Source organism: Tautonia sociabilis (assembly GCF_003977685.1).
GTDB lineage: Bacteria > Planctomycetota > Planctomycetia > Isosphaerales > Isosphaeraceae > Tautonia > Tautonia sociabilis.
In genome coordinates this window covers 25,008-42,840 of the sequence record NZ_RYZH01000007.1, presented here as the reverse complement: position 1 = coordinate 42,840, position 17,833 = coordinate 25,008, and the positions used below count along the sequence as shown (strand labels likewise).

General features: G+C 67.8%; 10 protein-coding genes and 5 tRNA genes. All 15 read left to right on the top strand.

Annotated elements, in window-relative coordinates; genetic code table 11:
• Positions 1-630: 630 nt before the first annotated feature.
• Positions 631-703: transfer RNA gene (locus tag TsocGM_RS05240), tRNA-Thr, on the top strand.
• Positions 704-761: 58 nt separating this feature from the next.
• Positions 762-843: transfer RNA gene (locus TsocGM_RS05235), tRNA-Tyr, on the top strand.
• 119 nt (positions 844-962) lie between these two features.
• Positions 963-1,033: transfer RNA gene (locus TsocGM_RS05230), tRNA-Gly, on the top strand.
• Between the two features lie 102 nt (positions 1,034-1,135).
• A tRNA-Thr gene (locus TsocGM_RS05225) sits at positions 1,136-1,208 on the top strand.
• A gap of 194 nt (positions 1,209-1,402) precedes the next feature.
• Positions 1,403-2,614 (top strand): elongation factor Tu, encoded by a 1,212-nt coding sequence (tuf, locus tag TsocGM_RS05220; protein WP_126724250.1) that lies wholly within the window; start codon positions 1,403-1,405, stop codon positions 2,612-2,614.
• A gap of 143 nt (positions 2,615-2,757) precedes the next feature.
• Positions 2,758-2,830 (top strand) — tRNA-Trp (locus TsocGM_RS05215).
• 227 nt (positions 2,831-3,057) lie between these two features.
• Positions 3,058-3,585 (top strand): preprotein translocase subunit SecE, encoded by a 528-nt coding sequence (secE, locus tag TsocGM_RS05210; RefSeq protein WP_126724249.1) that lies wholly within the window; start codon positions 3,058-3,060, stop codon positions 3,583-3,585.
• A 75-nt stretch (positions 3,586-3,660) separates the two neighbouring features.
• A complete protein-coding gene (gene nusG, locus TsocGM_RS05205; protein WP_126724248.1) occupies positions 3,661-4,536 on the top strand; it encodes a transcription termination/antitermination protein NusG in 876 nt (291 codons plus the stop codon).
• A gap of 150 nt (positions 4,537-4,686) precedes the next feature.
• Positions 4,687-5,112 carry a 50S ribosomal protein L11 gene (gene rplK, locus TsocGM_RS05200; RefSeq protein WP_126724247.1) on the top strand — a complete coding sequence of 142 codons (426 nt, stop codon included), beginning with the start codon at positions 4,687-4,689 and terminating at the stop codon, positions 5,110-5,112.
• Positions 5,113-5,371: 259 nt separating this feature from the next.
• A complete protein-coding gene (rplA, locus tag TsocGM_RS05195) occupies positions 5,372-6,049 on the top strand; it encodes a 50S ribosomal protein L1 (RefSeq protein ID WP_126724246.1) in 678 nt (225 codons plus the stop codon).
• A 55-nt stretch (positions 6,050-6,104) separates the two neighbouring features.
• Positions 6,105-6,683 (top strand): 50S ribosomal protein L10, encoded by a 579-nt coding sequence (gene rplJ, locus TsocGM_RS05190; protein ID WP_126724245.1) that lies wholly within the window; start codon positions 6,105-6,107, stop codon positions 6,681-6,683.
• 180 nt (positions 6,684-6,863) lie between these two features.
• The gene (gene rplL / locus TsocGM_RS05185; RefSeq protein ID WP_126724244.1) at positions 6,864-7,280 is read left to right on the top strand and encodes a 50S ribosomal protein L7/L12; all 417 of its coding nucleotides are present in this window, start codon (positions 6,864-6,866) and stop codon (positions 7,278-7,280) included.
• Positions 7,281-7,704: 424 nt separating this feature from the next.
• Positions 7,705-11,409, top strand: coding sequence for a DNA-directed RNA polymerase subunit beta (gene rpoB, locus TsocGM_RS05180; RefSeq protein WP_126724243.1), 3,705 nt, complete (start codon positions 7,705-7,707; stop codon positions 11,407-11,409).
• 715 nt (positions 11,410-12,124) lie between these two features.
• Positions 12,125-16,408: a DNA-directed RNA polymerase subunit beta' gene (rpoC, locus tag TsocGM_RS05175; protein ID WP_126724242.1), complete on the top strand. Its 4,284-nt coding sequence runs from the start codon at positions 12,125-12,127 to the stop codon at positions 16,406-16,408.
• A 245-nt stretch (positions 16,409-16,653) separates the two neighbouring features.
• A complete protein-coding gene (locus tag TsocGM_RS05170) occupies positions 16,654-17,706 on the top strand; it encodes an amidohydrolase family protein (protein ID WP_126724241.1) in 1,053 nt (350 codons plus the stop codon).
• Positions 17,707-17,833: the final 127 nt, after the last annotated feature.

Here is a 17,833-nt window from a genome sequence, read left to right as displayed (position 1 = left end):
GGACAGGTGCGGCAGGGAACCGTCGGACCTGTCCGAGGCCCTCGAGTGCTGGGCCGGTTCCTCGACGACGTGCCCCTCGCGGAGTGAAGCGGCTCCCCTCGTCGCCGGGCGACGGGACGCCCGCCACGATTGAGGACCCTGGGTCAAGTCCCGAAACCCTGACCCGGCGATCCCGTCCGATCGAGGGCCGTTCCAGCGCCCAGGATTCGGGGTGCTCTCCAGCGGCCAACCGGAGACGAGCCAGGTGTTTGTGGGAGAAGGATGCTGAAGTGAAGCCGGCCTCGTGGTTCCAGGTCAAGTGGTCGAACAGAACCCAGGCCCGCTCATTTCAAGGAATCGCTCGCATCGTGGCCACGGCCTCCCACACAGAAGATGGGGGCGACGCGCGTTTCCGTGCGACTGCCCCGCCATCGGGACGAACCGCCGGGCGGCCGAACGTGTCCGGTACTCGTGGGGAAGAAACAGGTTCCCTCTTGCCGAGTCCCGGTCGGTCGTTGTACGATCGATCGAACATGGTCGTGGGCGACCAGGATCGCCGTCCGACCCCGTCTTCGATCCGGTTGGCCGAAAATTCGCTTGCAATCGGGCGGAGTCGCGGATACATTCTGACTTTTCCGCTTCCCCTCGGACGCTGGCGTAGCTCAACTGGCAGAGCAACGGTCTTGTAAACCGTAGGTTGTGAGTTCGAGTCTCACCGCCAGCTCTGCCGGGCCGCTTCGCCTCGAAACCAGGGTCAGCGGATTTCCCGGGTGGAACGAATCGGGTGGTTACCCAAGCGGTCAAAGGGGCCAGACTGTAAATCTGGTGGCACTGCCTTCGCAGGTTCGAATCCTGCACCACCCATCCGGCCCGGAGCGGCCGACCGGTTCGAAGCCCCGACTGCCCGGGGGGACGATGCTGAGGAGGACACGCAAGACGACCCTCGACCTTCCGCCGTCTCCCGGGCCGCCCCGAGGCCAAACGCGGGTGTAGCTCAGTGGTAGAGCCCCTGCCTTCCAAGCAGGCTGCGTGGGTTCGATTCCCATCACCCGCTCTCCCGAGATGATTGTCCCTCGACGGCCCAGCCGAAGCGTCGCGATCCCTCCCCCCTCTCCAGCGAGGCGCCGCCGACCCCAAGACTTGCCCCCCTCATCACGCTGCCGTGGCTCAGCAGGTAGAGCGCGTCCTTGGTAAGGACGAGGTCGTGGGTTCGAACCCCACCGGCAGCTCTCTCAAGCGACGTGAATGACAAAAAGGATGGATCACACCAGTTCGGCATGATGAACCCCCCAGGCCCGCGCCGTCCGACTTCCGGCGGACTCCCGACCCGGCTCGGGACGCGGCCGGAACATTCGGACGCGCGAGGAGACGGGCGGACCCCCCACCTCGCGTTCCAGGACCAGGAGACGACGGGAAGCAACCGATGGCCAAGGAAACCTTCGTTCGGACCAAGCCGCACGTGAACGTCGGCACGATCGGGCATATCGACCACGGCAAGACGACCCTGACGGCCGCCTTGCTGGCGGTGCTCGGGGCCCGAGGCGGCGCCCAAACCAAGTCCTACGCCGACATCGCCAAGGGGGGGACGGTCCGAGACGCGACCAAGACGGTTACGATCGCCGTCTCGCACGTCGAGTACGAGAGCGAGAACCGCCACTACGCCCATATCGACTGCCCGGGGCACGCCGACTACATCAAGAACATGATCACCGGCGCCGCCCAGATGGACGGTGCGATCCTGGTGGTCTCCGCCGCCGATGGCCCGATGCCCCAGACCCGGGAGCACATCCTGCTGGCCCGGCAGGTCGGCGTGCCGGCCCTGGTGGTCTTCCTGAACAAGGTCGACCTGGTCGACGACGAGGAGCTGCTGGAGCTGGTCGAGTTCGAGCTCCGCGACCTGCTGTCGCACTACAAGTTCCCCGGCGACGAGATCCCGATCATCCGCGGCTCCGCCAAGCCGGCCTACGACAACCCGACCGACGAAACCGCCGCCAAGCCCATCCTCGAGCTGGTGGCCGCGATGGACAGCTACATCCCGGACCCGGTCCGCGACATTGACAAGCCGTTCCTCATGCCCGTCGAGGACGTCTTCTCGATCAAGGGCCGCGGCACGGTGGGCACCGGCAAGATCGATCGCGGGATCGTCAAGGTCGGCGACAAGGTCCAGATCATCGGCTTCGGCACGACGATGGACACAACCGTCACTGGCGTCGAGATGTTCCAAAAGACGCTCGACGAAGGGCAGGCGGGCGACAACGTCGGCCTGCTGCTGCGAGGCGTGGAGAAGAACCAGCTCGAGCGCGGCCAGGTCATCTGCAAGCCGGGCTCGATCACCCCGCACACCAAGTTCGAGGCCGAGGTCTACGTCCTCTCCAAGGACGAGGGCGGCCGCCACACCCCGTTCTTCAAGAACTATCGGCCGCAGTTCTACTTCCGCACCACCGACGTCACCGGCACGATCGTCAATCTGCTGTCCGAGGACGGCAGCGAGGCCGAGATGTGCATGCCAGGCGACAACATCAAGATGACGGTGGAGCTGATCGCCCCGATCGCCATGGAGGAAAACCTCCGCTTCGCCATCCGAGAGGGTGGCAAGACCGTCGGCGCCGGCGTCGTGACCAAGATCATCGAGTGACCGTCGGCCCCCGGCGCGAATCTGGTCGGATCGCACCCCGGCCGGCGCGGCCCGCTTTGACGGCGAGCCGCGCCGACCGGGGTGTCCGATCCCATCGGGCCCCCTCGGGGACCACCCCAGCCGGGCGGGGTGCCCGGCAACGGACGAGCGTAGCTCAACTGGTAGAGCACCGGTCTCCAAAACCGGGGGTTGGGGGTTCGATTCCCTCCGCTCGTGCTTCTCATCCACTCGCCGGACCGGCGCCCTTTGGGCACCGAGCCGCCCCGGGGCTGGTCTCCCGGGCCGACCCGTCCGGCTCGACGGGCCCGAGGGCCGGACGGGGGACGCGATCCCCATCGGTCCCCGGGCCCGTGATGATGCCGGCCGGGGGGGATCCCGACGCGATCGGCGGACGAGGGGGATGACGACGTTCAGGGCCAGGGCATCCGGGGAGGAGGCGGGCGATGGGCAAGGTGAAGGATGAGGCGGCGGAGCCCCGCTCGTCGAAGTCCGCGCCCAAGGCGGGCAAGTCCGGCGGGAAGCGGTCCAACCAGTTCGTGGCCACGTTGCTGAGCTCGAGCCTGTACAAGCCCATGCAGGGCTGGCACTCCCGGCTCTGGACCGGGATCGGCAGCGGGGCGCTGCTGCTGGTCGGCGTCTGGCGCCTCTCGGAGACGCTCGAGGGGCAGGGGGTCTACTTCCGCTACGGGCTCTCCGGCGCCCTGGCCGCCGCCTTCGCCTGGCTCAGCTTCCGGCTGGTCCACTACCCTCCCTTCGCCGACTTCCTGATCGCCACCCAGGCCGAGATGAACAAGGTCTCCTGGATCAGCCGGGAGGACCTGAAGCGGGCGACGGCCGTCGTGCTGGTGACGGTGCTGGTGATCTCGCTGTTCCTCTTCGGTATCGACCAGCTCTGGATGTTCCTGCTCAACCAGATCGGCGTGCTCAACGTCTCGGCCGGCACCGGCGAGGCGATCGGGTCGGCCGGCTGATCCGGTCGCTCGTTCCCGACCGTCCGATGACCGCGGGCCCTCCCTCCGACCCTACCTTTCAACCCCTGCTGCCGGATGAGTACGACGCCCGACGAACACGACGAGCCCGAGCCGGTCCCCGGGGCGGAGCCGACCGAACCCGGTCCGACGCCCGAGCCGGACGCCGGGTCGGCGATCGGCCCGTCGAATCTCTACGAAGTCGAGGAATCGGCCCCCGACGGCGGCACGCCCCCGGGCGACGTGGCCGGGGAGGATGACGAGATCGGAGGTGAGCCGGAGGACGCCGAACCGGCCGCCTCGACGGCGCACGCCCGCCGCGATCCCGCCAGGGCTGACGCGGCCGAGGGGGAAGGCGCGCAGGAACCCGACGAGCCGGAGGTCGGCATCGGGATCGGGGAGAAGGACGACGACGAGCCTCCCCCGAACCTTGTCTGGTACGTCCTGAAAGTCCAGAGCGGCCGGGAGGACACGATCAAGGCGGCCCTGGAGCGCCGGGTGAAGATCGAGGCGCTCGAACGCTACTTCGACCAGATCGTCGTGCCCAAGGAGAAGGTCACCGAGATTCGCAACAACAAGAAGCGGACGGTCGAGCGCAAGAGCTACCCCGGCTACATCATGGTCCACATGGAGCTGAACGAGAAGACCTGGTTCGTGGTGCGGGAGACTCCCGGTGTGGGAGACTTCGTCGGCGCCCACGGCACCCCGACGCCGATGAGCCAGGCCGAGATCGACAAGATCCTCAAGCCCGAGGAGCCGGGCGAGTCCAAGGCCGTCCCCAAGATCGACCTCGAGCGCGGCGACCGCGTCAAGATCAAGGAAGGCCCCTTCGAGAACTTCGAGGGGAACGTCGAGGAGGTCATCGAGGCGCGCGGTCTGGTCAAGGTCATGCTCATCATCTTCAACCGGCCGACCCCGGTGGACCTGGAATACTGGCAGGTCGAGCGGGTCTGATGCGCGCGTCGGAGCGCTCGGCCGGCCGTCGGCGTCGCCGGCGAGGACCGTTGCCGAGCGATCGAACCGTCCGCTCCGACTGTTTCGCTTCCCCCTCCCCCTGCCTACTGCCCCCCTGCCTACTGCCCACTGCCTCGGAGCGCAAGAGCGATGGCGAAGACGGTCACGGCCAAGATCAAGCTTCAGTGCCCCGGCGGCTCGGCCACTCCGGCCCCGCCGGTCGGCCCGGCGCTGGGCCAGCACGGCGTGAACATTGGTCAGTTCGTGATGCAGTTCAACGAACGGACCAAGGACATGAAGGGGACGACGATCCCCGTCGAGATCACGGTCTACAACGACCGCAGCTTCGAGTTCATCACCAAGAGCCCGCCGGCCGCCGTCCTGCTGAAGCAGGCCGCGGGGATCGCCTCCGGATCTGCCGAGCCGCACAAGACCAAGGTCGGCACCGTCACCATCGACCAGGTCCGGAAGATCGCCGAGACCAAGTTCCAGGACATGAATGCCCGGGACATCGACCACGCCATGCGGCTGATCGCCGGCACGGCCAGGAGCATGGGGGTGGAGATCAAGGGCTGATGCCCGGCGAGGGCTCCCGGCCGGCCTCGGCGCCGTCGGGTTGGCTGACCGGGCATCGGCGCTCTGGAGCCGGCATCGACACGGTTTGAATCACCGGCCGGTCCCCTCGGAGGGGGGGGCCGGCCATCCCGCCCCGGCGCGACCGCCCGCCGGGGGAGGCCCTCGGCGGGCCACGGGAGCACCGGAACCCCTGCGGCCCCGCTCCGGGCCGCCGGACGCCCGGCCGTGGCGGCAGCTTTCCCCGCACAGGAGAGCGATCGTGCCCAAGCATTCGAAGCGCTTTCGCGCCCTGATGGCGATGGTCCCCTCGGGGCCGCTATCGTTGGAGGAGGCGGTCGCGGCGCTGAAGAAGTTCGGCACCACCAAGTTCGACCAGACCGTCGAGGTCTCGACGAACCTGGGGATCGACCCCAGGCAGAGCGACCAGAACGTGCGCGGGTCGGTGGCCCTGCCGCACGGCATCGGCAAGAGCGTCCGCGTGGCGGTCTTCGCCCAGGGCGAGAACGCCGAGAAGGCCCGGGAGGCCGGCGCCGATCTCGTCGGGGCCGACGACCTGGCCGCCCAGGTCAAGGCGGGCAACATGGACTTCGACGTGGCCCTGGCCACGCCGGACGTCATGGGGATCGTGGGCCCGCTGGGCCGAGTGCTCGGGCCGAGGGGCCTGATGCCCTCGCCGCGGTCGGGTACCGTGACGACGGACATCGCCTCGGCGGTCCGCGAGTTCAAGGCTGGCAAGATCGAGTTCCGCAACGACAAGGGGGGCAACGTCGCCGCCCCGGTCGGCAAGCTGAGCTTCGACGAGCAGCGGCTGATCGAGAACATCCAGGCGTTTCTGAACCACCTCAAGATGGTCAAGCCGGCCGCCGCCAAGGGGCAGTACATCCGGTCGGTCACCGTGTCGGCCACGATGAGCCCGGGCATCCGGGTCGTCGCCTGACCTGAGCCGAGGCCCGGAACCCACCTGGAGGCGGCCCCCGGCCGACGATGAACCGATGAGCAAGTACGTCAAAGAGCTGATGATGGACCAGCTCCGCCGCGAGCTGGACGGGACGCGGTCGGTGCTATTGCTCGACCTGGGCGGCCTGGACGCCATCAGCGAAACCCAGCTGCGGAGCGACCTCCGCAAGAAGTCGATCCGCATCAAGGTGCTCAAGAACAGCCTGGCCGGCCGCATCTTCGAGGAGATGGGGCTGGGCGGCCTCCGCCAGTACCTCAGCGGACCGAGCGTGGCCGCCTGGGGCGGCGACGGCGTTGCCGAACTGGCCAAGGAGATCTCCAGCCAGGTCAAGAAGCTCGCCGAGGCGACCAAGAAGGAGCAGAAGCCCAGGATCAAGGGCGGCGCCGTCGACGGCGTGGTGATCTCCCCCGACGAGGTTGAGGATATCACCAAGCTGCCGAGCCGGGAGGAGCTGATCGCCCGGGTCGCCGGCCTGGCCCTGGCTCCCGCCCAGCGGATCGTCAGCCTGGCCAACGCTCCGGCCTCCGGCCTGCTCGGGCAGCTCCGCTCGATCGCCGAGGGAGCCGAAGCCGACGCCGAGGCCGCCCCGGCTAACGCCGAGGCCGCGGGCTGACCCGCCCGCGATCGGATCGATCCCCTGCCGACTCACTCGTTGCGTTGACGGGGGAGCGGAAGGCCCCGGGCATCGGGAGCGCCACCGCGACCCCCACTCCCTCCACCTCGACCGGCCGACCGGCGCCGAGACCCGCCGAGACGGCCCGAACGAACGCTCGAACGAAAGGACCGCCGCACAATGGCCACCGACGCCCCCGCCCGCGAGTTCGCCGAGAACATCAAGACCCTCGGCGAGTCGATCGTCAAGCTGACCGTCCTGGAGGCCAAGGCCCTGGGCGACTACCTCGAGGAGGTCCACGGCATCAAGGCGGCCGCCGCGGCCGTCGCCGTGGCCGGGCCGGCGACCGGAGGCGGCGGTGATGCCGCCCCCGCCGCCGCCGAGAAGACCGAGTTCGACGTCATCCTGGAGAACGCCGGCGCCCAGAAGATCCAGGTGATCAAGGTCGTCCGCGCGGCCACCGCCCTGGGCCTGAAGGAGGCCAAGGAGCTGGTCGACGGCGCCCCGAAGCCGATCAAGACCGGCATCTCCAAGGAGGACGCCGAGAAGCTGAAGAAGGAGCTCGAGGAGGCCGGCGGCACCGCCAGCATCAAGTGAGCCCCCTCCCCGGGACCGGCCCCGGCTCCGGCCGCGGGCCGGGGCCCGTCCGATCGCCGGCGCCGCGGTCGATGGCGGCCCGGCCCGGGGCGTCGGACGGCGAACGCCGCCGCCGGGGGCCCGGCTGGCCCCGAGGCAACCCACCAACCAGACCGCCCCGGCCGGCCCGGCCGGCGCCCTCGACGGATCGGGCGCCCTTCCCGGACCGCCCGGGGCACGCCGGCGCGCCGCCCGGCACCGGGGCCCCGGACGCCCGCCCCGGGCCGGCTCGAAGCCGGTCGGATCACGCCCCCGGGTCGAGGCCCCACCCCCTCCCTCCGACCGCCGGAGGCCAAGACCGATCGCCCTGGGGGGCCGTCCGACCCGACGCCCGATTGCCCGAGGCGGCGCCCGCCTTTCATCTCCCCTCGAGGAGCGCGACCCGATGCCCTACGCCAGCAGCGCCAGGCGGATCACCCCCCTCCCTCCCCGCAACTTCGGCCGGATCGAGGACGAGTACCCCATCCCGGACCTGACCCAGATCCAGACGGTCAGCTACGCCCGCTTCCTCCAGGCCGACACCCCCCCCGAGAAGCGGCTCGACTCGGGCCTCGAAGGCGTCTTCCGCGAAATCTTCCCGATCGAGTCGTATGACAAACAACTGAAGCTCGAATACATCCGCTACGACCTGGGCAAACCGCGCTACGACCCGGACGAGTGCCGACAGCTTCGCCTGACCTACGGCCGGCCGCTGCACGTCTGGCTCCGGCTGAACAAGGGCGAGACGGCGATCGAGGAGTCGGTCTACCTCGGCGACATGCCGATCATGATCGGCGGCGGCGAGTTCATCATCAACGGCGCCGAGCGCGTTGTCGTCAGCCAGTTGCACCGCTCCCCGGGCGTAGACTTCGTCGTCGAGATCGAGGCGAGCGAGAAGCGGCTGCACGCCTGCCGGATCATCCCCGAGCGCGGCAGCTGGATCGAGCTGCAGGTGACCAAGAAGGACACCCTGGGCGTCCGGATCGACCAGTCGGGGAAGTTCTCGGCCATGACCCTGCTGCGGGCGATGGACCCGCGCTACTCGTCCGACGAGGCGATCCTCGCCGCCTTCTACGACCACGAGACGATCCCGACCGACGCGAAGGACTCGGCCCAGCGGCTCGAGGGACGCATCGCCTGCGGAGACATCGTCGACCCGAACACCGGCGAGGTCCTGGCCGACAGCGGCTCGACCATCTCCAAGGCGCTGGCCCAGGTGCTCGTCGACGCCAACCTCGGGCCGGTCGAGGTCCTCAAGGACGCCCGGGATCCGCTGATCCTCCAGTCCCTCCAGGAGGACCCGACCACCGACCACGAGTCGGCCCTGCTCCGCATCTACCAGCGGCTCCGCCCCGGCAACCCGCCGCAGTTGGAGAAGGCGCGCGAGCTGTTCAACGAGAAGTTCTTCGACACCAACCGCTACCGCCTGGGCAAGGTCGGCCGGTTCCGGATCAACCGCAAGTTCGACCAGGACGTGCCCGAGGACCGGATGATCCTCGACGCGGCCGACTACGTGAACTCGATCCGGTATATCTTGAACCTTCGACGCGGCAAGGGGCACGTCGACGACATCGACCACCTGGGCAACCGCCGCCTTCGGACGATCGACGAACTGGCCTCCGACGAGCTGCGCAAGGGCTTTCTCAAGCTCCGCCGCACCGTCCAGGAGCGGATGAACCTGAAGGACGCCGAGGACATGACGCCTCGGTCCCTGATCAACCCGAAGTCGATCAGCGCCGCCATCGAGTACTTCTTCGGCCGCGGTGAGCTGTCCCAGGTCGTCGACCAGACCAACCCGCTGGCGCAGCTGACGCACGAGCGTCGGCTCTCGGCCCTGGGCCCCGGCGGCCTGAACCGGAAGCGGGCCGGGTTCGAGGTGCGCGACGTGCACATCTCGCACTACGGCCGCATCTGCCCGATCGAGACGCCGGAAGGGACGAACATCGGGCTGATCAGCTCGCTGGGGATCTTCGGCGGGGTGGACGAGTACGGCTTCCTCGTCAGCCCTTACCTGAAGATCGAGGACGGCCGGCGGACCAAGGACGTCGTTCTGATGCGGGCCGATGAGGAGTCGGAGGTCTACATCGCCCCGTCCGACGCCGGCACCGACGAGACCGGCCGGCTGGAAGGGAACGTCATCTCGCGCTACCAGGGCGACTTCGTCGTGGTGAAGCCCGAGACGGTGCAGTACGTCGACATCAGCCCGAAGCAGATGGTCGGCGTCTCCGCCGGGCTCATCCCCTTCCTGGAGCACGACGACGCCAACCGGGCGCTGATGGGATCGAACATGCAGCGCCAGGCGGTGCCGCTGCTGGTCACCGAGCCGCCGATCGTCGCCACCGGCCTGGAGCACGCCGTCGCCCGGAACTCGGGCATGCTGGTCAAGGCCGAGCAGGACGGCACGGTCACCTTTGTCGATGCCACTCGGGTGGTCATCGACGATACGCATATCTACAAGCTCCGCAAGTACGTCGGCCTCAACGAGCGGACCTGCCTAAACCAGAAGCCGATCGTCGAGGTCGGCCAGAAGGTGAAGAAGGGAGACGTGCTCGCCGACGGCGCCGCCACGCTGTTCGGCGAGCTGGCCCTGGGCCGCAACGTTCTGGTCGGCTTCATGGCCTGGGACGGCTACAACTTCGAGGATGCCATCATCATCTCGGAACGCCTGGTGATGGACGACGTGTACACGTCGATCCACATCGAGGAGTTCGAGATCGAGATCCGAGAGACGAAGCTCGGCCGCGAGGAGTTCACCCGGGACATCCCGAACGTCTCGGAGAAGGCCCTCCGCAACCTCGACGACAACGGCATCGTCCGGATCGGCACCTACGTCAAGCCGGGAGACATCCTGGTCGGCAAGGTGGCGCCGAAGTCCAAGAGTGAGCTGACCCCCGAGGAGAAGCTGCTCCACGCCATCTTCGGCCGCGCCGGCGAGGACGTGAAGAATGACTCGCTGGAGGTTCCCTCCGGTGTCGAGGGGATCGTCATCGACACCCACCGGTTCAGCCGGAGGATGAGCCTGACCGAAGACGAGCGCAAGGCCTTCGAGAAGGAGCTGAAGGACGTCGAGTTGGCCGAAAGCCAGCGCATCGCCGACGAGTACAAGGCGATGATCAAGGCGATGGAGGAGGCCGTCGGCGGTCCGCTGCCCGACCCCGAAACCGGCAAGCCGCTGGGCCGGGAGAAGGACCCGATCAAGCTGGCCGAGGAGAGCGAGCGCTTCAACCTGGAGAAGCTCGACATCCGCAGCCCCGAGGCGCTGAAGGAGTGCCGCCGGCTTTCTCGCTCGCACCAGCCGCGCATCGAGGCGCTGCGCGACGAACGCGACCGCCGGCTCAACAGCATGAAGCGGGGGGACGAGCTCCCCTCGGGCGTCCTGCAGATGGTCAAGGTCTACGTCGCCACCAAGCGGGTCATCTCCGTGGGCGACAAGATGGCCGGCCGCCACGGCAACAAGGGGGTCATCGCCAAGATCCTTCCCGTGGAGGACATGCCGTTTTTGGAAGACGGCACCCCGATCGACATCCTGCTCAACCCGCTGGGCGTGCCCAGCCGCATGAACGTGGGGCAGATTCTGGAGACCCACCTCGGCTGGGCCGCCAGCAAGCTCGGGTTCCAGGCCGTCTGCCCCGTCTTCGACGGCGCCGACGAAGCGACGATCCGCCAGTGCCTCAAGGAGGCCGGCCTGCCCGAGAACGGCAAGGCCGTGCTCTTCGACGGTCGCACCGGCGACAAGTTCGACCAGCGGGTGACGGTCGGCTACATCTACATGCTCAAGCTCCACCACCTCGTCGACGACAAGATCCACGCTCGCGCCACCGGCCCGTACAGTCTGATCACCCAGCAGCCGCTGGGCGGCAAGGCCCGGTTCGGCGGCCAGCGGTTCGGTGAGATGGAGGTCTGGGCGCTGGAGGCCTACGGCGCCGCCTACATCCTCCAGGAGCTGCTCACGGTCAAGTCCGACGACGTCGAGGGCCGGACCAAAATCTACGAGAGCATGGTTAAGGGAGAGAACACGCTCGAGGCCGGCACCCCCGCCAGCTTCGACGTGCTCACCAACGAGATCCGAGGGCTCGGGCTGAATATGCAGCTCGAGAAGAAGCGGATCTGACCGGCGGCCATCGGGAGTTGGGGCGCCCCCGAGCCCGGGGCCGCCCCCTCCCCCTCGCCATCGCCTTCGACGAAATCCACCCTGTCAAGCGGATTTCCCTTGGACTTCCCGGGGCCGGCCGCTAAAATTGCCGGATGCCGACTCCAATGGCAGGAGAGCCCGGAGCCGCCAGTGCCCAGATCCCCCTCGCGGAATCGCCGAGGACGTCGCTCGACGGCGGGTGTCGGCGTCCCGCGCGCCGCATGCAGCAGCAGCACCATCATCGCCACCGACGACGAACTGAGCCGCCCCCTGCGGGGGCGGGCCGAGCGACGGTCAGGGACGACCCGGAGGCCGAGCCCGACCCGGCTTCGGACGGGGGAAGGGGCGTCGGCCTGTTCGCCGTTGCCAGCAGGCACCCCCGGGTCTGACCCGCCCCGCTGGGGGGTGCCCCGGGCCGAGCCCGACCCCGCTCGGGCCCCCGAGGCCGGTCGCCGGGACCGGCCCGTCGCCGGATCGAAGCGACGCAACGCCAGGCCGACTCCAGCCGATCGCGCCTGATCCCTCCGATCGAACGACCGACCGACTGCGAACGGGGGACGAAAACGAACCGGGCCGGGCCGGTTCCGTTCGGAACGATCGAAACGCCGGGACGCTGGCGAACCCCCCGCGAGCCGCTTGACACCCCACCCGCGAAGTGCACCCCCCCCCGAGGGCGTGCAGAGGAGCGATTCCCGTGAGCATGGGCGAGAGTGCCTACGATCGTATCAACGATTACGGTGCCGTCAAGATCGGACTCGCCTCCCCGTACGACATCCGAAGCTGGTCGTTCGGCGAGGTCAAGAAGCCCGAGACGATCAACTACCGGACCTATCGCCCCGAGAAGGACGGGCTGTTCTGCGAGCGGATCTTCGGCCCTGAGAAGGACTGGGAGTGCGCCTGCGGCAAGTACCGCGGCATGAAGTACAAGGGGATGATCTGCGACCGCTGCGGCGTGAAGGTCACCCACTCCCGCGTCCGCCGGAAGCGCATGGGCCACATCGAGCTGGCCGCGCCGGTCGTCCACATCTGGTTTTTCAAGGCCATGCCCAGCCGCCTCGGCACGCTGCTGGACATGCGGACGACCAGCCTGGAGCGGATCATCTACTTCCAGGACTACGTCGTCGTCGACCCCGGCGACACCCCCCTGAAGGAGCGCCAGCTTCTGACCGAGGAGGAGTTCCGGAAGTACCGCGCCGACTACGGCGACACCTTCGAGGCCGACATGGGGGCCGAGGCGATCCGCAAGCTGCTGCTGCGGCTCGACCTCGTTGAGCTCTCCAAGCAGCTCCGCCAGGAGTTGGTCGAAACCAACAGCCGGCAGAAGATCAAGGACCTGACCAAGCGCCTGAAGGTCGTCGAGAGCCTCCGAGACTCCGACAACCGCCCCGAGTGGATGGTCTTGGAAGCGATCCCGGTCATCCCTCCCGACCTTCGGCCGCTGGTGCTGCTCGACAGCGGCAACTTCGCCACCAGCGACCTGAACGACCTCTACCGCCGAATCATCAACCGGAACAACCGGCTGAAGAAGCTGGTCGACCTCAACGCGCCCGAGGTGATCATCCGCAACGAGAAGCGGATGCTCCAGCAGGCGGTCGACGCGCTGTTCGACAACAACCGCTGCAAGCGGCCGGTGCTCGGTTCGAGCAACCGCCCGCTGAAGTCGCTCACCGATATGATCAAAGGCAAGCAGGGCCGCTTTCGCGAGAACCTGCTGGGCAAGCGCGTCGACTACTCGGCCCGGTCGGTGATCGTCGTCGGCCCCGAGCTGAAGCTGCACCAGTGCGGCCTGCCGAAGAAGATCGCCCTGGAGCTGTTCCAGCCCTTCATCATCCGACGGCTCAAGGAACTGGGGCACGCCGACACGATCAAATCGGCCAAGAAGATGCTCGAGCGTCGGAGTGAGGAAGTCTGGGACATCCTTGAAGAGGTGATCCAGAACCACCCGGTCCTGCTCAACCGAGCCCCGACGCTGCACCGCATGGGCATCCAGGCCTTCGAGCCGGTGCTCGTGGAGGGGAACGCCATCCGCATCCACCCGCTGGTCTGCCGAGGCTTCAACGCCGACTTCGACGGCGACCAGATGGCGGTGCACCTGCCGCTGTCGATCGAGGCGCAGGTCGAGGCGATGACGCTGATGATGTCGACCAACAACATCTTCAGCCCCGCCAACGGCAGCCCGATCATCAGCCCGAGCCAGGACATCGTCATGGGCTGCTACTACCTGACGGTGCAGCGCCCCGGCGAGCCCGGCGAGTACCGCAAGGAGGACGGCCGGGAGTACGGCGTGTTCTCCTCGCCGATGGAGGTCTTCCAGGCCGCCAGCCAGAAAAAGGTCGGCACCCACGCGATGATCAAGATGCGCCTGCCAGCGCACAAGACCCTCCGCGGCGACGGCGAGAAGGAGTTCACCCCCGGCATGGTGATCAGCACCACCGTCGGCCGGGTGATCTTCAACGACATGCTCCCCGAGAAAATGCCGTACTACAACATGGCGCTCGGGCAGAAGCAGCTTCAGATGATCATCGCCGACTGCTATCAGCTCCTCGGCCGCCGGCAGACGATCGCCCTGCTGGACAACATGAAGGAGATCGGCTTCCGCGAGTCCACCCGCTCCGGCCTCTCCTTCGCCACCGACGACCTGAAGACCCCGGCCAACAAGTTCAAGATCCTCGAAGACGCCGAAAAGGAGGTCGTCAAGAACAACAAGCTCTACCAGCGCGGCATCATCACCGAGCTCGAGCGCTACAACAAGGTCCTCGACGCCTGGACCCACGCCCGAGAGCTCATCACCCAGCAGATGATGGCCGACCTCAAGAGCGACGTCCGAGACGGCGAGGTCTACCTCAACCCGATCTACCTGATGGCCGACTCCGGCGCCCGAGGCGGCGTCGAGCAGATCCGACAGCTCGCCGGCATGCGGGGCCTGATGGCCAAGCCCTCCGGCAAGATCATCGAGACGCCGATCAAGGCCAACTTCCGCGAAGGCCTCTCGGTGCTGGAGTACTTCTCCTCCACCCACGGCGCCCGGAAGGGCCTGGCCGACACGGCGCTCAAGACCGCCGACTCCGGCTACCTGACCCGAAAGCTCGCCGACGTGGCCCAGAACGTCGTCATCACAATGCACGACTGCGGCACCACGCAGGGCGTGACCAAGGGAACGGTCTACAAGGGGACCTCCGAGAAGGTCGAGGTGGCCATCTCCCAGGTGGTCCGCGGCCGAGTCAGCCGGGTGAACATCGTCAACCCGATCACCGACGAGGTGGTCGTCCGCGAAAACGAGATGATCACCGTCGCGGCGGCCAAGAAGCTGGAGGAGATGCAGGTCGAGAAGATCCAGGTCCGCAGCCCGATGACCTGCGAGGCGCCGCTGGGCGTCTGCCAGCTCTGCTACGGCATGGACCTGGCCACCGGCCAGCTCGTTGAGCAGGGGATGGCCGTCGGCATCATCGCCGCCCAGTCGATCGGCGAGCCGGGCACCCAGCTCACGATGCGGACCTTCCACATCGGCGGCACCGCGACCACGGGCCTGGAGGAGAAGGACCTCCGCTCGAAGCGAGACGGCGTCGTCAAGCTCGTCGGGATCAACGTCGTGATCAACGACGAGGGGCAGCGGATCGCGCTGTCCCGCAATGGCGAGATCCAACTGCTCGACGCCAAGGGCCGAGAGCTGGAGAAGTACGACGTCCCCGACGGCTCGATCATGCACGTCGAGGACGGCCAGGAGGTCACCCGGGGCGCCATCCTCTGCGAGTGGGACCCGCACAACATCCCCATCCTCGCCGAGGTCGGCGGCAAGGTCCGCTTCGAGGACATCATCGAGGGCGAGACGCTCCGCGTCGAGCAGGACCTCCGCACCGGCCACCACCGCCGGGCGATCATGGAGCACAAGGGCGACCTGCACCCTCAGATCATCCTGGAGGACGCCGAGGGGAAGATTCTCGACTTCTACTACATCCCCGAGCGCGCCGGCATCGAGGTCCAGGAGGGCCAGCAGATCAAGGCCGGCACCGTCCTGGCCAAGACTCCCCGAGAGGCCCGGCGGACGATGGACATCACCGGTGGTCTGCCCCGGATCACCGAGCTGTTCGAGGCCCGTCGGCCGAAGGAGCCGGCCGTCATCGCCGAGGTCGACGGCAAGGTCGAGATTCTGGAAGAGAAGCGCCGAGGCAAGCGCGTGATCATCGTCCGCAACGAGTCGGGCGTCGAGCGCGAGCATCAGGTGCCGCACGGCAAGTACATGAAGGTCCACACCGGCAGCCGCGTCCGAGCCGGCGAGCCGCTGGTCGAGGGCCCCCTGGTGCCGCACGACATCCTCCGCATCTCCGGCGAGGAGGCCGTCCAGCGCTACCTGCTCCGCGAAATCCAGAACGTCTACCGCGCCCAGCGCGTCGAGATCGACGACAAGCACCTGGAGATCATCGTCAGCCAGATGCTCCGCAAGGTGAAGATCGAGTCGGTCGGCGATACGAACCTGCTGCCCGGTTCGGTGATCGACAAATTCGAGTTCCGCCGGACGAACCAGGAACTGCTCGGCTGCGTCAAGGTCAAGGACCCCGGCGACACCGACTTCCGCACCGGAGACATCGTCCCTCGGGAAACCTTCGAGAAGGAGAACGCCCGAGTCGAGGAGAACGGCGGCGCCAAGGCCGAGTGGGTCCGCCCCAAGCCGGCCGCCGCCAGCACCCAGCTGCTGGGCATCACCAAGGCCGCGGTGCAGTCCGAGAGCTTCATCTCCGCCGCCAGCTTCCAGGAGACGACCAAGGTCCTCACCGAAGCCGCCCTGGCCGGCAAGGTCGACTACCTCGTCGGCCTGAAGGAGAACGTCATCCTCGGCCACCTCGTCCCCGCCGGCACCGGCTTCAAGCTCCACCAGGACGCCGAGGTCCGCATCCGCCCCGAGGCTCTCGAGGCCCTCGCCGAGAAGGGCCCCGGCTTCGCCCGCTACCGCGACGAGGCCCCGGCCGCTCCGGCCGAGTAACCCTCCGCGTCTCGATCCGGTGACGACCCCAGTCGGCCCTCCTCTCCCCGCTCCTCGCGACGGGAGAGGCGGGCCGCCTTCATTTCAAGAGCTCGAGACGCCGCCAGCGATCGGGAATTCCGTTTCCTCCCGAAGCGAGATGACGGCCTCATCTCTCAAGAGGGTCGGGGTGAGACTGATCGAGTCGCGCTCGCCGAGGGCGGTCGGCCTCCGGCCTCGAGGGCGGACAAGGGAGGGCGCGTCCCATGCTCAGCCGAAGAGACCTGTTCCGACTCGTTCCCGCATCGGTCCTGCTCCCGGCCTCGACCCGGGCGGCCGAGGGGGCCGACTTCGTCCGGATCGACACGCACGTGCACATCCATCAGGAGGCCCCGGCGCTGGTCGCCGCGCTGGGAGAGTCGGGCTGGAAGGGCCTGGACATCGTCGTCTGCCCGGCCGTCGGCGACGAGCCGTTCGACCTCGATGCGAAGCTGGAGGCGACCAGAGCGGTCGCGACCCGGAGCGAAGGCTCGCTCTCCTGGGCGTCCACCTTCGACGCTCGGCGCTTCGAGGAGCCGGAGTTCGTCGCGAGTACGATCGACCTCCTCCGGGAGACGTTCGAGCAGGGCGCGATCGGTGTGAAGATCTGGAAGACGATCGGCATGGCGATCCGATCCGCCTCCGGCTCCTACCTGTTGCCCGACGACCCGAGATTGCTGCCGATCTACGAGGCGATCCGGGATGCCGGGAAGACGCTCATCGCCCACCTCGCCGAGCCCGACGGCGCCTGGCTTCCACTCAACGAGGAGAACCCGGAGTACTCCTACTACTCGAGGAATCCACAGTGGCACATGCTTGGCAAGGAGGGGGCACCGCCGAAGGAGGAGATCCTCTCGGCGAGGGACCGCGTGCTGGCGAGATACCCGGACCTTCGCGTCGTTGGCTGCCACCTGGGGAGCGACGAGGATGACCTGGATCGGCTGGCCGCCCGGCTCGACTCCTATCCGAACCTGGCGGTCGACACCGCCGCCCGGGTGCGCTACCTCGCCCGGGATGATCGCGATCGGGTGATCGCCTTCCTGACGCGATACCAGGATCGGATTCTTTATGCCACCGATTTCTCCTATCGAGGAGGCTCGGAAGCCGATGCCTCCCGCTCGATCGCCGGGCGGCACGACCTCGACTGGGAGTTCTTCTCCAGCGACTCGCCGATGGAGTACGAGGGCCGCCCGACCCGAGGGCTGGGCCTCCCCGATCCGGTCCTGCGGAAGATCTTCCGGGAGAACGCGCTCCGATGGCTGCCCGGACTAGGAGCCTGATTGGAGTTCCGGCTCGAATCGTCACGAAACCCGACGAGTCATCCACCGATCTCTCGATGCCCAGGCTCGGGGAGGCTTGGCCGATCGAGGGTGTCCGCTCCCGGGATTGCGGTGATCTCCTGGCGAC